The organism is Eubacterium segne (assembly GCF_014287775.1).
GTDB lineage: Bacteria > Bacillota > Clostridia > Lachnospirales > Lachnospiraceae > Eubacterium_G > Eubacterium_G segne.
The window spans coordinates 84,626-103,158 of record NZ_JACOOZ010000005.1 but is presented as its reverse complement, the minus strand read 5'-3'; the positions used below and the strand labels follow the sequence as shown (position 1 = coordinate 103,158).

At 34.2% G+C, this 18,533-nt stretch carries 16 protein-coding genes; 2 read left to right on the top strand and 14 right to left on the bottom strand.

The genetic code is table 11. The features are described from left to right. Window positions 1–21: 21 nt before the first annotated feature. The 8 genes from smc to pta form a co-directional block, all read right to left on the bottom strand. Window positions 22–3,582 carry a chromosome segregation protein SMC gene (gene smc / locus H8S00_RS08285; protein ID WP_118588644.1) on the bottom strand — a complete coding sequence of 1,187 codons (3,561 nt, stop codon included), beginning with the start codon at window positions 3,580–3,582 and terminating at the stop codon, window positions 22–24. Between the two features lie 11 nt (window positions 3,583–3,593). After that, the gene (gene rnc / locus H8S00_RS08280; RefSeq protein WP_021953113.1) at window positions 3,594–4,274 is read right to left on the bottom strand and encodes a ribonuclease III; all 681 of its coding nucleotides are present in this window, start codon (window positions 4,272–4,274) and stop codon (window positions 3,594–3,596) included. Between the two features lie 47 nt (window positions 4,275–4,321). Continuing rightward, the gene (acpP, locus tag H8S00_RS08275) at window positions 4,322–4,555 is read right to left on the bottom strand and encodes an acyl carrier protein (RefSeq protein ID WP_021953114.1); all 234 of its coding nucleotides are present in this window, start codon (window positions 4,553–4,555) and stop codon (window positions 4,322–4,324) included. A gap of 18 nt (window positions 4,556–4,573) precedes the next feature. Then, complete coding sequence (gene plsX / locus H8S00_RS08270; protein WP_118588645.1) at window positions 4,574–5,584, bottom strand: phosphate acyltransferase PlsX; 1,011 nt, start codon at window positions 5,582–5,584, stop codon at window positions 4,574–4,576. Window positions 5,585–5,704: 120 nt separating this feature from the next. Next, window positions 5,705–5,884: a 50S ribosomal protein L32 gene (gene rpmF / locus H8S00_RS08265; protein ID WP_021953116.1), complete on the bottom strand. Its 180-nt coding sequence runs from the start codon at window positions 5,882–5,884 to the stop codon at window positions 5,705–5,707. 3 nt (window positions 5,885–5,887) lie between these two features. Next, window positions 5,888–6,412 carry a YceD family protein gene (locus H8S00_RS08260; RefSeq protein WP_118588646.1) on the bottom strand — a complete coding sequence of 175 codons (525 nt, stop codon included), beginning with the start codon at window positions 6,410–6,412 and terminating at the stop codon, window positions 5,888–5,890. 86 nt (window positions 6,413–6,498) lie between these two features. Beyond that, window positions 6,499–7,692, bottom strand: coding sequence for an acetate/propionate family kinase (locus H8S00_RS08255; protein ID WP_118588647.1), 1,194 nt, complete (start codon window positions 7,690–7,692; stop codon window positions 6,499–6,501). 96 nt (window positions 7,693–7,788) lie between these two features. Further along, on the bottom strand, window positions 7,789–8,784 hold the full coding sequence (gene pta, locus H8S00_RS08250; RefSeq protein WP_118588648.1) for a phosphate acetyltransferase: 996 nt from the start codon (window positions 8,782–8,784) through the stop codon (window positions 7,789–7,791). A gap of 193 nt (window positions 8,785–8,977) precedes the next feature. Between pta and H8S00_RS08245 the strand changes: the two genes are divergently transcribed. Further along, complete coding sequence (locus tag H8S00_RS08245) at window positions 8,978–10,207, top strand: tRNA(Met) cytidine acetate ligase (RefSeq protein ID WP_118588649.1); 1,230 nt, start codon at window positions 8,978–8,980, stop codon at window positions 10,205–10,207. Between the two features lie 73 nt (window positions 10,208–10,280). On the opposite strand, the gene H8S00_RS08240 is transcribed toward H8S00_RS08245, so the two are convergent. From H8S00_RS08240 to H8S00_RS08230, 3 genes are read right to left on the bottom strand one after another with little or no spacing between them, the layout of a single operon-like run. Further along, on the bottom strand, window positions 10,281–11,645 hold the full coding sequence (locus H8S00_RS08240) for a PFL family protein (protein WP_118588650.1): 1,365 nt from the start codon (window positions 11,643–11,645) through the stop codon (window positions 10,281–10,283). Window positions 11,646–11,661: 16 nt separating this feature from the next. Next, window positions 11,662–11,934, bottom strand: a complete 273-nt coding sequence (locus tag H8S00_RS08235) for an ACT domain-containing protein (RefSeq protein ID WP_021953122.1) — start codon at window positions 11,932–11,934, stop codon at window positions 11,662–11,664. 28 nt (window positions 11,935–11,962) lie between these two features. Next, window positions 11,963–12,772: an MBL fold metallo-hydrolase gene (locus tag H8S00_RS08230; RefSeq protein ID WP_118588651.1), complete on the bottom strand. Its 810-nt coding sequence runs from the start codon at window positions 12,770–12,772 to the stop codon at window positions 11,963–11,965. Window positions 12,773–12,884: 112 nt separating this feature from the next. On the opposite strand from H8S00_RS08230, the gene H8S00_RS08225 reads away from it, so the two are divergent. Next, a complete protein-coding gene (locus tag H8S00_RS08225) occupies window positions 12,885–13,811 on the top strand; it encodes a nucleoside recognition domain-containing protein (protein WP_118588652.1) in 927 nt (308 codons plus the stop codon). A gap of 162 nt (window positions 13,812–13,973) precedes the next feature. Here H8S00_RS08225 and H8S00_RS08220 read toward each other — a convergent pair whose 3' ends face one another. The 3 genes from H8S00_RS08220 to H8S00_RS08210 form a co-directional block, all read right to left on the bottom strand. Continuing rightward, the gene (locus H8S00_RS08220) at window positions 13,974–14,513 is read right to left on the bottom strand and encodes a hypothetical protein (RefSeq protein ID WP_118588653.1); all 540 of its coding nucleotides are present in this window, start codon (window positions 14,511–14,513) and stop codon (window positions 13,974–13,976) included. A 278-nt stretch (window positions 14,514–14,791) separates the two neighbouring features. Next, window positions 14,792–15,208 carry a hypothetical protein gene (locus H8S00_RS08215; RefSeq protein ID WP_021953126.1) on the bottom strand — a complete coding sequence of 139 codons (417 nt, stop codon included), beginning with the start codon at window positions 15,206–15,208 and terminating at the stop codon, window positions 14,792–14,794. A gap of 23 nt (window positions 15,209–15,231) precedes the next feature. Beyond that, a complete protein-coding gene (locus tag H8S00_RS08210) occupies window positions 15,232–18,528 on the bottom strand; it encodes an RHS repeat domain-containing protein (RefSeq protein WP_118588654.1) in 3,297 nt (1,098 codons plus the stop codon). Between the last annotated feature and the right edge of the window lie 5 nt (window positions 18,529–18,533).

Below are 18,533 nucleotides of genomic sequence, written 5' to 3'. Positions count from 1 at the left end.
GCTTTTTGCGTCTCCTTTCTGTTATTTTGTTAAATCCTTCTCTAACAAATCTACAGATACTAATGCAGAAATACCCTTTTCCTGCATTGTTATACCATATAATCTGTCGGCTGAATTCATAGTTCCACGTCTGTGAGTTATAACAATAAACTGAGTATTTTTTGTAAGTTTATGTAAATACTCTGCAAACCTTACAACATTAGAGCCATCAAGAGCTGCTTCTATTTCATCTAAAAGACAAAACGGTGAAGGCTTCAGGTTCTGGATGGCAAACAACAGACTTATGGCTGTAAGTGCCTTTTCTCCACCTGATAACTGCATCATATTCTGGAGTTTCTTTCCAGGTGGCTGGGAAATAATATTAATTCCTGCCTCTAAAATATCCTCTGCTTCCGTCAGCTCAATTGTGCCTTTTCCACCACCGAACAACTCCTTAAATACTTTATCAAATTCAATCTTAATCTCCTCAAATTTCTCCTTGAACTGCTTTCTCATTCCCACTTCAAGTTCATCAATTATTTTAAGAAGATTTTCCTTAGCTTCCATAAGGTCGTCATGCTGGGTTTTCATAAACTGATAACGCTCATTTACTTCCTTAAACTCTTCAATGGCATTAATGTTTACATCACCTAATGATTTCATTTCTTTTCTTATGTTGGCTATATTATCTCTTATCTCTGATTTATCACTGTAATCAGGATTCTTCATTTCACAGGCTTTTCTGTATGTGATTTCATATTCATTCCACATATAAGCCTCTTTGTTTTCAGATTTTTCCTCTAATGCCTCTTTCTGGCTGCTTAGTCTGTAAACTTCTTTATCTAAAGCTGAAATTCTCTCTGAAAGTTGTTCACGTTTTTCAAAAAATTCCTTGTGTTCACGGCTTTGCTTATCCTTTTCATCTTTAGCCTTTTGAATTTCTTCCTTTAAGAGTTCAACCTGCTTACGGCTCTTCTCAGTTTCTTTAGTAAGATTATCAATAGCTTCTGTTCTGGCACTTATTTCATTGTTGTTTTCCTTAGAATTATTTTTAATATCTTCTATTTCCTGCTTAAAGCCTTCAATAACCTTACCTGCATTACTGATTTTCTCAACAATAAATTCGTGCTTTTGCTTATAGTTTGCAATTTCAATATTTATTTCTTCTAAAAGACCATTTTGCTGAGCCAATTCTTCTTTTAGAGAATTAAGTTTCTTTGTATTCTCTACAACTTCCTTTTCTAACAGGTTACTTCTGTCCTCTGTTCCCGTCAGTTCATCATTAAGAGATACACTGTTTTTATTGATGTCGCTTATCTGAACAGCAATATCATCGCTTTCACTGGTATAATCCTTATATTCCCTTGCTATGCTGTCCTTCTTATCTTTTGCCTGCTTTAAATTAATCTCAATGGTATTTTTAATAATAAGCTGTTCCTGTAAACCTGATGTAATTTTATTTACTTCCTCTGAAACAACACTTATTTCACCTCTGTTATCTGTTAAAGCCTTATCCAGACCTGTTTTTTCTTCTTTTAATATAACAAGCTTCTTTTGAATTTCGTCTATTTCACGTCTTCGTCCCAGAAGATTACTGTTGTTTTTAAAGGCACCACCGGAAATCGAACCACCTACATTTAGGTATTCACCTTCAAGGGTAACAATTCTAACAGTGTAACGGTATTTTCTCTCAATGGAAATGGCATGGTCAATGGTGTCCACCACCATAACTCTTCCAAGAAGGTATTTAGCTACCCCTTCGTATTCTTTCTTAATATCCACTAAGTCACTGGCAAGCCCCAACACTCCCTTTTCCTCTAATGCATCAGGAGCATTGAAATTAGTTTTGTTGCTCATACTGCTAAGAGGCAGGAAAGTGGCACGTCCATATTTGTTCTTTTTAAGATACTCAATGGTGTCCTTAGCCGTGGTTTCCGTATCAGTGACAATATTTTGAATATTTCCACCTAATGCTGTTTCTATAGCCACTTCATACTTTTTGTCAACCTTAATAATGTCTGCTACAACACCAATAATCCCTTTACGGCCTTCCTTTAATTCCATTACCTTCTTTATGCTGCTTCCATATCCCTCATAACGTTCGGTAATGTTCTTTAAAGTTTCAAGATTTGATTTTAATTTATGATACTTCTCATTGTTTTCCGACAATTCCTTTGAAAGTCTGCTGTTTTCCACTCTCAAATCTGCCAAATCATTGTTATATTTATTTAAAGTATCATTTATTTTCTTTATGTCACTTTTAACGTTTTCAAGCTGCTGTTCTAACTCCTTAATAACGTTGTCCTGACCATCTCTCTGACTTTTAAATTCAATAAGTTTCTGGTTAAGTTGTGATTTTCTTATGTTAATCTGCTCTAACAAGGTATCACATCTTTGTATTTTTGTTTTAATTAAAGCCTTGGCGTTAAGAAGTTCAATTATTTCTCCTTTGTCCTTCTCAATTTTTTCCTCTAATTCCTTTATTCCCTGACCTTTTTCCTCAATCTGTTCATTTATTTCAGTTTGGGAAGCAATGACTTCCTTTAACTTACCCTCATTTTCCGTCTTTTCCCTTTGTGCATTTTCTAATTCAATTCCCTGCTGTTTAATTTCCTCATTAACGGAATCTATTCTCTGATTAATGTAGGATTCGTTATTTTTTGCTGAATTAATCTGCTCCCTGATAACATTAATCTGTCCCTCGAACTTTTCAATATTCAATATAGTTTCATTAAATGAAGCCTTTTTGGTTTCAATTGTATTGTCAATTTCTTCAATAATTTTCTCAAGTTTAGTGTAATCCGCCTTGATTTTTTCAAACTCATCAGATGCCACCTGCATGTCGCCTGATGCGATTTTAATTTTTTCATCAAGCTGTGTTAATCTGTTTTTAATCTCATTGTATTCAATTAAAAACATGTTTACATCGTTTACTTTTAAATCATCTTTCAATAAAAGATATCTTTTAGCCTTTTCACATTGCTTTTCTAAAGGAACCACCTGTCTTTCCAGTTCCCCTAAAATATCTGAAACTCTTACAAGATTCTGGTTCTGGTCGTCAAGTTTTCTTAAAGCTTCATTTTTTCTTCTTTTAAACTTAACAATTCCTGCAGCTTCGTCGAAAAGTTCTCTTCTTTCCTCCGGCTTACCACTTAATATTTTGTCAATCTGTCCCTGACCTATAATGGAATAACCTTCTTTTCCAATACCTGTGTCATAAAACAACTCATTGATGTCTTTTAATCTCACCTGAGTTCCGTTTATCATATATTCGCTTTCACCGGAGCGGAATAATCTTCTTGAAACTGTAACTTCGTCGTAATCTATATTTAATTTATGATCTGAGTTATCAAATGTTATGGCAACATATGCATATCCCATAGGTTTACGGTTTTCTGTTCCTGCAAATATAACATCTTCCATTTTCGAGCTTCTAAGCTGTTTTGTTTTCTGCTCCCCTAATACCCATCTTACGGCATCTGCAACATTACTTTTTCCTGAACCGTTTGGCCCTACAATTCCTGTAATCCCATTGTGAAATTCAAAATTTATTTTATTTGCAAAAGACTTAAATCCGTGTATTTCAATGCTTTTTAAATACATGTTGTTCCCTCTTATCTAAATTTTTTCAAGGCACTGTACGCCGCCTGCTGTTCAGCCGCCTTTTTGGTATGACCCATGCCACTGCCAATTACTTTGTCATCAAGCATCGCAGCCACCTCATAGGTTTTATTATGATCAGGCCCAGTTTCACCTGTTATTTCATATGAAAGCTTACCAACCTTTGCAATATTAATTCTTTCCTGCAAAATTGTTTTACTGTCATAAAATAATCTTTTATTTTCAATATCATTTAAAGCAAATTTAATTATAAAATCTCTAGCATTATCTATTCCACCATCTAAAAATATGCTTCCTATAAGGGCTTCAAAGGCATCTGAAACAATGGAATTTCTCTTTCTTCCACCTGTTTCTTCCTCACCTTTTCCCAAATAAATAAATTCCTCAAGACCAATTTCCCTCGCATCATTTGCCAAAGTAGGTTCACACACAAGGCTTGCTCTTAGCTTCGTCATATTCCCTTCCGGCATATCCGGCATGGTTTTAAATAAAAACTCACTAGACACCAATTCTAAAACGGCATCACCTAAAAACTCAAGCCTCTCGTTGTCCTTTATTCCCTTACTTCTATGTTCGTTAGCAAAAGATGTATGGGTTAATGCGTTAAGCAGCAGGTCTTTATCCTTAAAAACATATTCTATTTTTGTTTCTAATAAGGCGTAATCACTATTCATATATATCCTCTTAAATTATTGCGTTTTTTAAGCCCTATTTCTAGGGCTTATTTTTCAAGTTCTTTCTTAATTTTTTCGTAAGCATCACCAACTGTAACTATTGACTGTGCTTCATCTGTAGGAACCTGAATACCGAATTCTTCTTCAATTCCCATTACTATTTCCAGCACATCTAATGAATCTGCTCCTAAATCATCAACAAATTTACTGTCAGCTGTTATTGTTGCAGGGTCTAAATCTAAAACATCAGCCACTGCCTTTATTAATCTTTCTAATTCCATTATACTCTCCTTTTCAATCTATTTATTTTCTAAATTTAATTTCTCTTTAAATTTATTATTTAAATCCATTTCTTTAAATGTTCCACATTGCAGAATTGAATTTTTGATTTCTATTGCTTTTGAACTTCCATGAGTTTTTACTAAGAGTCCTTTAAGACCTAAAAGAGGTGCTCCGCCGTATTCCTCAATGGAAAATGATTTAAGTGTCTTCTTCAAATCTTTCTTAATAAGAAGAGCTCCTATTTTTGTTTTAAGACTTGCCATTAAGGTTCCTTTAATCTTGCTTAAAAGTACCGATGCCACGCCTTCATACAATTTCAAAATACAGTTTCCCACAAAAGCATCGCAGACAATTACATCTGCTTTTCCTTCAGGAATATCCCTGGCTTCAATATTTCCCACAAAATTAATATCCTTAATTTCCTTTAAAAGAGGGTATGTTTCCTTAACTAAGGCATTCCCCTTTTCCTCTTCAGCACCAATATTAACAATGGCAACTTTAGGATTCTTAATACCTACAATATTTTCCATGTACACGGAACCCATCTTGGCAAACTGAACTAAATGAGATGGTCTCGCATCAACATTCGCCCCACAATCTATAAGAAGTGAAACACCCTTCTTTGTAGGAATAAGTGGTGCAAGAGGTGGTCTTTCTACCCCTTTTAATCTTCCAATAATAACATGTCCGCCTACAAGGTTAGCTCCTGTACTTCCGGCAGATACCATGGCATCTGCTTCACCGTTTTTAACCATGTACATACATTTTACAAGGGATGAATCCTTCTTGCTTCTAATAGCAGCAACAGGTGGTTCCCCTGTTTCAATAACTTCAGTTGCATTTATAATTTCCAAAAGATTACTGTCGTAATCGTACTTTGTAAGTTCTTTTTCAATATCTTCTTTTCTGCCTACAAGTTTTATATTAATGTTTTTATTTTCATTAGCTGCTAAAACAGCACCTTTAACAATCTCTCCCGGAGCATTGTCTCCACCCATACAATCTAAGGCTACAATAGCTTTCGACATTCCAAATCCTCCTTTTCTGCATAAGGATAATATACTAAAAATACGTTATAAAATCAAGAAAAAGTGGCTGTCGCTTTAGCAATCATTTCAATGATTAAAGCAACAGCCACTTTTTTATAATTAGTCAACTGAAACAATTTCTTTTTTGTTATAGCTTCCACAAGCCTTGCATACTCTGTGTGGCATCATTAATGCTCCACATTTACTGCACTTTACAAGGTTTGGAGCTGACATCTTCCAGTTAGCTCTTCTCTTATCTCTTCTTCCTTTAGAAGATTTGTTCTTTGGACAGATAGACATGGTTTACACCTCCTTAAACTGATTAAAAACATCTAAAATTTTCGACATTCCCGTACCTGGTTCTGCGTTATCGCACTTACAGGATCCCATATTGAGATTAGCGCCGCATCTATTGCAAATTCCTTTGCAGTCTTCTTTGCATAGGACTTTCATAGGTAAACTAACCAGAATCTCGTTATAAACAAATACATCAGAATCAAATTTTGTACCTTCAAGATAAACTTCTTCATCTAACTCAGCAATCTTTTCTTCTGAAGATTTATTCATATCTAAATCTTTGAAATAATCAATATTAATCTCATACGGTACAGGCTCTAAACACTTGTCACACGGAATAATCAATGTAACCTTCCCAACGCATTTAAAATCAATATGCTTCTTACCCTTATTTCTAAAAGACAACTTAATATCACTGTCAGAAATAGGATAACGGCTCTTTTTAGTTTTAAATTCCTTCGCTTCAAGCTCTACCGGGTAATTTCTTACCCCGTCTTCTTCCTGTAGTAAATCGTATAAATCAATTAACATAATATTCCTTCTTCAAAGCACCTTATAAATTATACATATCAGCCATAGGTTTGTCAAATACTTTTTTTATTTTTTCAATTTGCTGCTTAAGCTAAAACTTCTACCGTCTCCCTTGCAATTGCAAGTTCCTCATTGGTTGGTATAACATAAACCTTAACCTTTGACTCTTTAGTGGAAATCATTACTTCCTCTCCACGTTTTGAGTTTGCCTCATCATCTATTTCAATTCCAAGATATTTTAAATGACTGCACACATCTTTTCTTACATGACCATTGTTTTCTCCAACGCCGGCTGTAAAAGCAATTACATCTACACCATTCATTACTGCAACATAGGCACCGATAAATTTTACAACAGTATGTACGTAAGCATCAAATGCTGATTTTGCATTTTCATTTCCTTCACTTATTGCCTTTTCTATATCTCTAAAGTCGCTAGACACTCCTGAAAGTCCTGCAACTCCGGACTTTTTATTTAATATTTCAGTTATTTCTGAAATATTCTTTCCTGTATGATTTGCAATAACTTCTAAAATTCCCGGGTCAATATCTCCTGAACGGGTTCCCATTATAACTCCTGCTAAAGGTGTAAGCCCCATACTTGTGTCCACTGATTTTCCACCGTCAACTGCGCATATGCTGGCACCGTTTCCTAAATGACAAACAATTGTTTTTAATTCATTATAAGGCTTGCCGCAAATAGCAGCTGCTCTCTTTGACACAAAGCTATGGGAAGTTCCATGGAATCCATATCTTCTTATTTTATAGTCATCATAGTATTCTCTAGGAAGAGCATATAAATACGCTTCCTCGGGCATTGTCTGATGAAAAGCTGTATCAAACACAACCACATTTGGTGTATCCTTCATTATTTTCATACATGCCTTTATTCCAATAATATTTGCCGGGTTATGAAGAGGTGCTAAATTATTACACTTTTCAATTTTTTCAAGTACATCTTCAGTAACTAAAGCTGACTTTGAAAAATACTCTCCACCGTGTACCACTCTGTGTCCTACTGCTCCAACTTCACTCATATCCTTTATAACTCCTGTGTTTTCTGCCGTAAGGGCAGAAATAACAGCTGTTATGGCCTCATTATGAGTTGGCATATCTATTTCTTTTGTGTTTTTTTCACAATTAACACTTTCATATGTAATAGCACTGCCGCTAATTCCTATTCTTTCACAAAGTCCCTTTGCCAATACCTTTTCATTATCTGAATTAATTAACTGAAACTTAAGTGATGAACTTCCACAATTAATAACTAAAACTTCCATTTCAAACTCCTGTTTTCTTCTAATCACATCTTATTGCCCCTACTTTCCGTTGGTGGCATTTCATTGGGAACCTATTTATAAATGAGTTTTTCTCATTTAATCTATTTGTGCCTGTACTGCTGTAATTGCCACAACACCAACTATATCCTTAGCACTACATCCTCTTGACAAATCGTTAATCGGTCTTGCAATTCCCTGACAAAGAGGACCATATGCCTCAGCCTGTCCAAGTCTCTGCAAAAGCTTATATCCAATATTTCCTGCATCTAAATCAGGGAATATAAGAACATTGGCTCTTCCCGCTACCGGGCTTCCCGGTGCCTTAAATTCTGCTATTTCAGGAACTAAAGCAGCATCTGTCTGCAATTCTCCGTCAATAAGATACTGTGGATATTCCTTGTTGGCTATTTTAGTAGCCTCAACTACTTTATCCACATCAGGATGAGCTGCACTGCCGTGGGTAGAATGGGATAACATGGCAACTCTTGCCTTCTCCCCAACTAAGTACTCAAAAGACTCTGCACTACTTGCAGCTATATCTGCTAACTGTTCCGGATTAGGATTCTGATTCAGTCCACAGTCTCCCATTACGAATACACCATTAGCTCCCATATCCTTATTAGGCACACATATTACAAAAAATGCTGAAACCAATTTACTACCTGGCTTTGTCTTTATAATCTGTAAAGACGGTCTAAGGGTATTAGCTGATGAATGGCATGCTCCTGATACAACTCCGTCTGCATCTCCAGCCTTTAACATCATACATGCAAAATACATATAGTCACTGACTAAAATGGCATATGCCTGTTCTTTAGTCATCCCCTTAGCCTTTCTTAGCTGGTAGAACTGTTCAGCATAATCCTGTATCTTTTCGTATTTTCTCGGGTTAATTATTGTAACGCCTTCAGTGTCATAATCTTTTCCATACTTTGCCACCTCTTCCTCTGAGGCTAACAGAATAATATCTGCAAAATCCTCCTTAACAATCTGTTCTGCAGCTTCATATGTACGTCTGTCCATTCCTTCCGGCAAAACAATTGTCTTTCTGTCATGTCTGGCTTTTTCCTTTAACTGCTCAATAAAACCCATATTCATCTTCTCCTTGTTTCTCATATATTCTTCAATCACACAAATAATTATAATATACCTTTTTTGAAGAAACAACAACTATTTATTTTACAATACATATAACAATTTGTGCCTTAATTAATTGATAGAATAGTGCAATAATGATACAATAATCCGGTATACTATATTTAGAAGGATATTTTAGGAGATTTCAATGAAAACAGCAGGTATAATCGCAGAATTTAACCCTTTTCACAACGGTCATAAATATTTAATTGACACGGTGCGTCAAAAAACAGGAGCTGAGAATATTGTAATTTTATGTAGCGGAAATTTTGTTCAAAGGGGACTTCCTGCTATTTTTGACAAATCTCTTCGCAGTAAAACTGCAATAGAAAACGGTGCCGACGTGGTTTTTGAGCTTCCGGTATGTTATTCTACAGCCTCTGCTGAAACTTTTGCCACATCATCAGTAAGTTTCTTTAACAAACTCAACTCCATAGATTACTTATGCTTTGGATGTGAAACGGAAAATACAAAGCTTTTAGAAGAAATTGCCCATGTATTAGCAGATGAACCAACAGAATACAGAGATTCATTGTTAGAAAATCTCAAATCAGGAATGACCTTCCCAAAAGCCCGTGGGATTTCATTAAAAAAATATATGCTTTCAAAAAATCCCGCCATTATTCAGGAGGATTTTGATAATATCATTTCATCTTCTAATAATATTTTAGCAATTGAATACTTAAAAGCATTATATAAAACATCATCAAAAATTAAGGCTTTTTTCATTAAAAGACAGGGAGCCGGTTACAATGACACTAACATAAACATGGAATTTGCTTCTGCTTCAGGAATAAGAAATGCCTTGTCAGACAACCATACTCCTGACCTAAGTTCTGTGATACCGGCAAACTCCCTTTCCCTTTATTCAAAGGCTGAACCTATTTTTCTTAAACATTTTTCAGAAATTTTAGGATATATTCTTTTACAGGAAAGTGATTTTACAAAATATAGTGATGTTTCAGATTTTTTAAGTAACAGAATTAATAATTTAAAAGGAAATTATACCGGCTATGAGGACTTTATATCTATGCTTCAGTCCAAAAACTATACCTATGCCGGCATTTCCAGATGTCTTTGTCACATACTTTTAGGTATTACCAAAGCTGATATGGATTATTTTAAAGATAATGATTACCTTAAGTTTGGAAGGCTCCTTGCCTTTAGAAAAGATTCCGGGGTTTTATCTGCAATAAAAAACAACAGTAACATAAATTTAATAAGTAAATTTTCCGATTATTACAGCGTATGTGATGATTTTGACAGAAAAATCCTGGATATAAATATCAAGGCAGATTCTATATATAGAATGGTTTATGCAAATAAATACAAAAAGGAACTGTCTACGGAATTTAACCGTAAAATAATTATTCAATGACCCTTATAGATAACAATCTAAAAAGACTACCTGCCACACATATGGTAATTGTGGTAAGTAGTCTTTTTTGTTATTAGTTCTTAAAACTATGTATAGGTGCAGGAATTCTTCCTGTTCTGTTTACAAAATTGTCACAGGCAAAGTTGTTTACAGGCATTATCGGTGCATAACCTAAAAGTCCACCAAATTCAACCTCATCTCCCACCTGTTTTCCAACAACAGGGATAATTCTAACAGCTGTAGTCTTCTGATTAACCATGCCAATAGCTGATTCGTCAGCAATTATTCCGGCAATAGTTGTAGCCTTTGTATCTCCCGGTATTGCAATCATGTCAAGACCAACTGAGCATACACAAGTCATCGCTTCAAGCTTCTCTATTGTAAGAGCTCCTTCTTTTACTGCATCTATCATTCCCTGATCTTCACTTACAGGAATAAACGCACCACTTAATCCACCTACATATGACGAAGCCATTACACCACCTTTTTTAACCTGGTCATTAAGCATGGCAAGGGCAGCTGTAGTTCCCGGAGCACCGGCTCTTTCTAAGCCTATTTCCTCTAAAATATCTGCAACACTGTCTCCAATGGCAGGTGTAGGTGCTAAAGACAAATCGATTATTCCGAAAGGAACATTAAGTCTCTCAGATGCTTCCTTAGCTACTAACTGACCTACTCTTGTTATTTTAAATGCTGTTTTCTTTATTGTGTCACAAAGAACTTCAAAGTTCTCTCCACGAACTTTCTTTAATGCGTGTCTTACAACGCCGGGACCGGATACACCAACATTGATAATTGCGTCGGCTTCCGTAACACCGTGGAATGCTCCTGCCATAAAAGGATTATCATCAGGTGCATTGCAAAATACAACTAACTTGGCACATCCTAAAGAGTCCTGTTCTTTAGTTGCCTGAGCTGTTTCTAACACTATTTCTCCCATAAGACGTACTGCATCCATATTAATACCGGTCTTAGTAGAGCCTACATTTACTGAACTGCAGACTCTTTCAGTACATGCTAAAGCCTGAGGAATTGACTTTATAAGATTTTCTTCTGCCGTAGTCATTCCCTTACTTACTAAAGCTGAATAGCCTCCTAAGAAATTAACTCCAACCTCTTTTGCTACCTTATCTAAGGTTTTGGCAATAGTTACAAAATCCTCCGGTGTCTTGCAGGCACTAGCTCCCACAATACCTATAGGTGTAACGGAAATTCTCTTATTTACAATAGGAATACCATATTCCTTTGAAATATCCTCCCCTGTCTGAACAAGGTCTTTTGCCAGTCTCTTTATTTTATTATAAATATTATTGTTAAGTATGTCTAAATCACTGCTTATACAGTCCATCAGACTAATTCCCAATGTAATTGTTCTAACATCAAGATTATAGTTGTCTATCATCTTGTTTGTTTCTATTACTTCAAATCTGTTTATCATCTAAAGCCTCCGTTTTTTAAATTCTATGCATGCTGTTAAAAATATCTTCGTGCTGCATCTTTATTGCAACTCCGATTTCTTCTCCGATTTTATCCAAATCATCTGCCATTTCATGTACCGGCTTTGATGCATTATTACAATCAACAATCATCATCATGTTAAAATACTCCTGCACGATAGTCTGTGAAATGTCAAGAATATTTACATTGTTTTCTGCAAGATATGAACAAACTCCTGCAATAATTCCTACTGTGTCTTTTCCAACAACTGTTATAATTGTCTTCTTCATAAAATCCTCCTACATAAGTAAAATATATTTATATAATAATCTGGGATGAAGGCCTTGTGCCACTGGCAACTTTCAGGTCTATATCATCTGCACAAAACTTATTATTTCCAAAATTTATTTCATTTCTCACTGCCTCAAATGCCAAAGCCGGATAATTATTTTCCTGACTTAAATGTCCCAACATAATATGCTGTAACCTGTCACTTATTATATTATTAATAAGATTTCCGCATGCCTCGTTAGACAAATGTCCCTTATTTCCCCATATACGCTGCTTTAAATAATATGGATAAGGCCCTGTCTGTAACATATTAATATCATGATTTGCTTCCAGCAAAATAGCATCTAAATCCTGTAAATTATTTATTAAAGGCTCGCTACTTTCCCCTAAGTCAGTAACAACGGCACAAACTTTGTTGTCCCCTGATGTATTGCTCATAAATTTGTAGCAAACAGGATCCGCTGCATCATGACTGATTTTCATTGGCATAATCTGCATATCCCCTATAACCAAATCCTTCATAGGAGATATAACATTAAATAAATCTGTATCTACCTGCCCTATGGATGATTCATTCAATATATAATCAATAGTCTTCTCTGTGGCATATACAGGCTTTTGGTACTTTCTAAGGAACACTCCCAACCCCTTTATGTGGTCGCTATGTTCATGGGTTATAAGTATTCCATCCACATCATCTGCCGTCTTATCAAAAAACTCCAGACCTTCTTCTGTTTTTTTTCTGCTAATTCCCACGTCAACCATTAATGTTGTATTTTCATTATCAACAACAATACAATTGCCTTTACTTCCACTTGAAATAGACGATATTTTCATATGTACACCTCTAAACTTCCTTGTACATTTTATTGTATTTTTCAATTAATTTCAACCTATATTGTTGTAATAATATAAATTTGCCAAAATATTATAAATAAAAAAGGCATTTATGAAAAAAATTATTAAAACCATCCTATGTGTTTTTGCCATAGTATTAACTGTTACATTTCCTGCTTTAATATCAAAAAGTGTAAAGGATGGCATTGCCTTGTGTCTATACACTCTTGTTCCTGCACTGCTTCCTTTTATGCTAATAGTAAATATAATGCAAAAACATGATTTGTGTTCCCAGATAAGTTATATTTTAAAGCCAATATTAAAGATTTTCTTTAAAATATCTGATAACGGGTGTTTTGCCGTAATTATCGGCTTTATTTGCGGATATCCCATGGGAGCTAAAACCATATCAGATTTATATATTCATAAAAAAATATCTTTTTCCGAAGCTGCATATTTAGTAACTTTTTGTAACAATTGTAGTTTGTCTTTTTTGCTTAATTATATATTTCTAAATTATCTGCAAAATTCTTTTATAAAAAATACTGCATTTATTAATCCAGCATTGTTATGTGTCATTCTTGTATATTGCCCTGCCTTTATTGTAGGAACAGCCAACCGTTTTTTATTAAAACCTGACATTACAGTTAATAATTCAAAAGCTATGCCCTTTACCGGCAACCCAATACTTTTATCTGTTAAATCCTTAACAACCCTGTCGGTTTATGTTATTTGTTTCAATATTATGTCCCGGTTGCTTTTGACTCTTCCCATAAATGCCACGTTTAAATCAATTCTTTGCGGCGTAAGTGAAATAACGTCAGGAACTGCTATTATATTTGAAAACATAAGTGGAAACACTGTTCTTTGTACATACCTTATACTTTTGTTTACTGTTTTTGGTGGCATTTCCATTACAATGCAATCTTTAAGTCAGATTTGTCATTCAAAATTAAAGGTATATTATTTAGTGGGCAAATTAGAATCATCTGTTGTTTTTACATTATTATTTTTTATTTTATATCTTGTAAAAAACTAATAAAAACATTTCATTTAAAAAAACAGGACTAATCAGTACATAATACCGGTAGTCCTGTTTTTTATTAAACAGTATGAATTTTAATTATTTATCTCATGTTTTTCTTCAAAGTACTGCCCCGTATCTCCAAAATATGTATACATTACAACTGCACTTATTCTATTACCTGAATATATATCGCTCCCCTTCAATTGTCCCTTTGTTTTCGTCCAATATGTTTATGTATAAAATATACTCCTGTAGATATCCGTCTTTATAAATACACTTAGAGACATCTTCTACTTCGTTTTCCCCTCCCCCATAACCAAATTTTACCGTATGCATTTCATTACTTGTGTAAAAAATAAACTCCCTGCAGGGAAAGATTTCTTCACCCCTTTCTTCCACCATTTTTTTTATACTTTCATAGCTTTCATCTTTACTATCAGCTCTTATCAGTAAGTCATTATCATCAAAAAAGTTCGTGTATCCAACTTTTGCTTCTTTTCTAACACGTTTTCCCCTACTTACATTTCCACATATCATATCAACGGTTTTACTTGGACAATACGCTCCCGTATGAAGCATGTTTCCCCCTTTCCAGTATTCTTTTCTCTTACACTTCATGTCAGTTTCATTAATTAACTCTTCGTACTTATCTTCATATTTTTTTCTAATGTCCTCTAATTCATATATAACACCATCCAATTCCTTTTTTCTCATATAAAATTTCTCCTTTAATAAGGTGCTGCACTGCTATATGTAGTTTCCTGTTGGATTTTTCCGTGAAAAACATTCCTGTTTCAATTAAGCTGTTATTTTATAACCGAATTGTTTTTTCATATTTAACCACATATTTTATAGCTATGTCCCTAATCCATTTTCTGGGATGATCTGTATATTTTTGCATTATTTCATACACTTCACTTTTCCTATAGTTACTTAGTGCCCATATTACGTGTCCTTCTATTTCCTCATCTTCTAATATCTACATTACTTCTCTAATTATCATGTATATAATATAATGTATGACTCTCTAAATCATACAAACCGACGTCATAGCCACCTCCTTCCTCTTTCCTATAGTAATAATCCCCCTCAGTTATACATGAACTATCAAAATCATATTTATCTGGTTCACTCATAAATTCCGATTGAAAATTATTAAAATATTGCTTAATAACCTTAACGTAATCTTTAGACACTACTGTATAATATGAATTTTCTGAAAAAGTTACATCAAAAGATTTATCATAATAGTATTTACAATAATCTGTGTATTTCTTAAAACCATCATCAAAATACTCATCGCAAGACTTATATCCATCTAAAATAAACTCTTTTGTATTATTTCCACATCCTGTTATTACCATAGCCACACTAATTCCAATTATTATAATTCCATTTGCTTTCATCATATTTACACCGCCTCTCTTAGAATCTAAAATGTAGTTTTATAATTCAATCCCCAACGAAATGGTTTCAACTGTCCTGAATCTTGCATATATTTACCTATATTATTTGCTAATCCCGCAAAACTAAACCATGATCTCGTCTCCGTAAAATCATATATATCACCTATAGATATGACCAAATTCCATTTATGCCCGTCATACATTCTTGCATTAACAAACACTCTAATATGTTGAACAGAATAATATAAATCTCTATTTTCTGTAAACTCAAATGCAAAATTAAATACTTTCTGTCCATCTATTCTTTTTTTGCACTTATCAAGTTCTTTTTTTACCGCCCTACTTAACTGAATATCACTTTTAATTTTATTTGTAAGCTTTTGTAATTTGTTACTAGGCATTTTTTTACCCCCACCATATAAAGCGTGATGAAACATCATCTTTGCAACAAGATATCCCTTTGCGGTGAGAAAAACGTTTGCAGCTTGCCACACATGTCTCTTAAACGTCTTTGTGACTTTTATCGGATAAGTAATTAAATTACCAGTTTCATCATTCCCTATAATTGGATTACCTTCACAATACATATATAAATTATAACTCCATCTATTTTCATTTGCGCCAATATATTTTACATCATCAGCATTAATAAATCTTCCCACTTCAGCATCATAGTACCTACTTTGAAGGTAATAAAATCCACTCTCGTTATCAAAATAATATCCTCTGTATGTAATATGATTCAATGCATATGGTATCTCATTTTTCTCATAACAAACTGTATCTACCACATTTCCCCATGCATCATACGCATAGCTTGCAATCTTTGCACCTGTTGAATCAATCAGTCCTATGACATCCCCTTGCATATTTTTTTCATAATAAATGCTTTTCCTGTTAAGTTCCTGATTCATCTCACTTATTTCATTATACTCAAAACCTGCGATGTCTCCATTACCATCATAATAATACCAAATATCATATTTTCTTCCCGATAACTTGTATGTAACAGTTTCTCTTATGAGTTTTTTTTCATCCCATTCATAATCAGTAGATGTTATATTTGTTTCTTTATGAGTTCTAAGTCCATTTTGATTGTATTCATAAGTTACGTCCGAATCATCACTCAATATTATTTTTGAAAGTTCTCTGCCTCTTATCCATTCAAATTTCTTCCCGTCATGGTATTTAACAGGATTTCCAACACTATCATATGTTATCTTCTGATTTCCATATTTCGTCAACTGATCAGCCCAATCACCATTTTCATAACTATATTTTATGTCCTGTATATTTGTAAGACTCCCATCCGAATTTATTTTTTTTAGATGCTTTGCCACAACATTTCCAGTACTTGTATATCCGTAAACACATCCCGTGCTATTAACATAATCCAACTCCTTTACTAATCGCCCATGTACATCATAAGCATATTCGTAAATTCTGTTTCCATCAAGTTTAATTTCCGTTATATTTCCCGACAAATCATAAATATATTCATATTTTTTGTTTTCACCATATGCATTTATATTATATGATATCTTTGTATCAGACATTTCGTCCTGATAACTATTCAATAGATACTTTTTGCACAATTGCGAATATATCTCATAACTTATCTTTTTATTCTCGTCAGAAGACGTTACCACAATATTATCACCATTATACAAGGTGTCTGTTGTTACGGTTTTATCTTCGTCCGACATATCTGTTTTCTGAGATTCTTGATATGTCACCTTGCTTCCCTGATTCTTTTCAAATGTATAAGATATATTTTTATCTGTTATGTTTCCATCTACATTTTGACTATTTTTTACTTCCTTCATAAATCCATCATTCCTTGCTACGGTGATGTTGTCGTCTGAATATACATAATCATAACTTATTTTCTCTTTACGCGTACAATCTATAAATTTAAGTATTCTCCCTTCATTGTCATATTCTGTAACATATGAACATTGTGTATCATCACAATAATATATTTCAGATTTTTTTGTATATGAATTTCCATTTTCATCAATAGATTTTGTAGTCACCGTTCTTATTTTCTGACCATTTCCATATGAAGTAATTTGTTCTAAAATATTACTATTTTCTGTTATGTTACTTTCATAATTGACTAATTCAACGTCTCCAACTTTCAAGGTTTTCATATCACCATTTTTGTATGACATTGTATATTCTGTCTTCTGATCACATATATAGGTCACATTGCCATCACTGTCATATGTGTATGTTATGCATATGGTATGATTGATATCATTCTGATTTTCCTCTACAATTGCAGTGTTGTTTCCATTCTCATCATAGAAATATTTTATAACTTTATTTAATGTAACATCTCCATAATCTGTTGTTATTTTCTTTGTATCTCCACGATAAATATTTACTATATATGTTACTTTAACACCGTCTTCCATTTCGGAATACTCATAATCGTATAATCCCTTATGTACCTGAGCCGAATATGCACCAAGCCTATCTGTTCCCTTATTCTGTGGATTGTCAGTTTTCCTAGGATTAACTGTACCAAAATCATCAGGATCATACACTTCATCAAAATCTGAATCAACAAGCCATGGATCCGTTCCTTCCCTGTACTCTCTTACATCTGACCAACCATCTCCATCACTGTCTTTTCCATCTTCATTCTTTACTGCCGGGTCCGTTCCAAGAGTAAAAACCTCATATCCGTCAGGCAATCCATCTCCGTCACTATCCTGAACGTACTTTGGTTCCGTTTCCGTACTATCCTCTGTCTCAGTATTCCATTTTGTCTTAAAATCCCATATTTCGTATCCGTCTTCCAGACCGTCCCCATCAGTATCTCTTGTCACGGCACTATATGTCCCTGCCTCATCCTGATTTTCTTCACCTGTTTCACTGTTAATACTATAAGAAAGTATGTTACTTAAATATTTTCCGTCTTTTCTTATTGCAACTAATCTTACATCCATATCCGTGGTATCACTGTCTATGTCTAAAGAATACTCCAAATCACTGGTTCTTGCAACCATTTTAAAATCCCCATCATTTTTTCTGGTCGCAATCATGTATTCCTCTACTTCTTTACCTGAGCCATCACCGTAATCTTCCCAGTTCAGATCTATTTTTCCTGTATCTTCCTGATATTCTCCCGTAATATTAAAATCCCCATAATACTTTCCATTCATATCTATAGGGTCAAAGTAATCCACTACAAACATAGGTGCTTTATTCGTAGCTGTTCCACATATCCTCATATATGACATGTTCTCTTCCGTCCCGGTACATAGTGCAATTCCATATGTTTCGGGAATCTCACCAAACGCTATCTTTTCCACCCATT

Excerpts from the sequence above, each read along its gene's own strand:
- smc (WP_118588644.1), bottom strand. The coding sequence starts at position 3,582 with ATGTATTTAAAAAGCATTGAAATACACGGATTTAAGTCTTTTGCAAAT.
- rnc (WP_021953113.1), bottom strand. The coding sequence starts at position 4,274 with ATGAATAGTGATTACGCCTTATTAGAAACAAAAATAGAATATGTTTTT.
- acpP (WP_021953114.1), bottom strand. The coding sequence starts at position 4,555 with ATGGAATTAGAAAGATTAATAAAGGCAGTGGCTGATGTTTTAGATTTA.
- plsX (WP_118588645.1), bottom strand. The coding sequence starts at position 5,584 with ATGTCGAAAGCTATTGTAGCCTTAGATTGTATGGGTGGAGACAATGCT.
- rpmF (WP_021953116.1), bottom strand. The coding sequence starts at position 5,884 with ATGTCTATCTGTCCAAAGAACAAATCTTCTAAAGGAAGAAGAGATAAG.
- H8S00_RS08260 (WP_118588646.1), bottom strand. The coding sequence starts at position 6,412 with ATGTTAATTGATTTATACGATTTACTACAGGAAGAAGACGGGGTAAGA.
- H8S00_RS08255 (WP_118588647.1), bottom strand. The coding sequence starts at position 7,692 with ATGGAAGTTTTAGTTATTAATTGTGGAAGTTCATCACTTAAGTTTCAG.
- pta (WP_118588648.1), bottom strand. The coding sequence starts at position 8,784 with ATGGGTTTTATTGAGCAGTTAAAGGAAAAAGCCAGACATGACAGAAAG.
- H8S00_RS08245 (WP_118588649.1), top strand. The coding sequence starts at position 8,978 with ATGAAAACAGCAGGTATAATCGCAGAATTTAACCCTTTTCACAACGGT.
- H8S00_RS08240 (WP_118588650.1), bottom strand. The coding sequence starts at position 11,645 with ATGATAAACAGATTTGAAGTAATAGAAACAAACAAGATGATAGACAAC.
- H8S00_RS08235 (WP_021953122.1), bottom strand. The coding sequence starts at position 11,934 with ATGAAGAAGACAATTATAACAGTTGTTGGAAAAGACACAGTAGGAATT.
- H8S00_RS08230 (WP_118588651.1), bottom strand. The coding sequence starts at position 12,772 with ATGAAAATATCGTCTATTTCAAGTGGAAGTAAAGGCAATTGTATTGTT.
- H8S00_RS08225 (WP_118588652.1), top strand. The coding sequence starts at position 12,885 with ATGAAAAAAATTATTAAAACCATCCTATGTGTTTTTGCCATAGTATTA.
- H8S00_RS08220 (WP_118588653.1), bottom strand. The coding sequence starts at position 14,513 with ATGAGAAAAAAGGAATTGGATGGTGTTATATATGAATTAGAGGACATT.
- H8S00_RS08215 (WP_021953126.1), bottom strand. The coding sequence starts at position 15,208 with ATGATGAAAGCAAATGGAATTATAATAATTGGAATTAGTGTGGCTATG.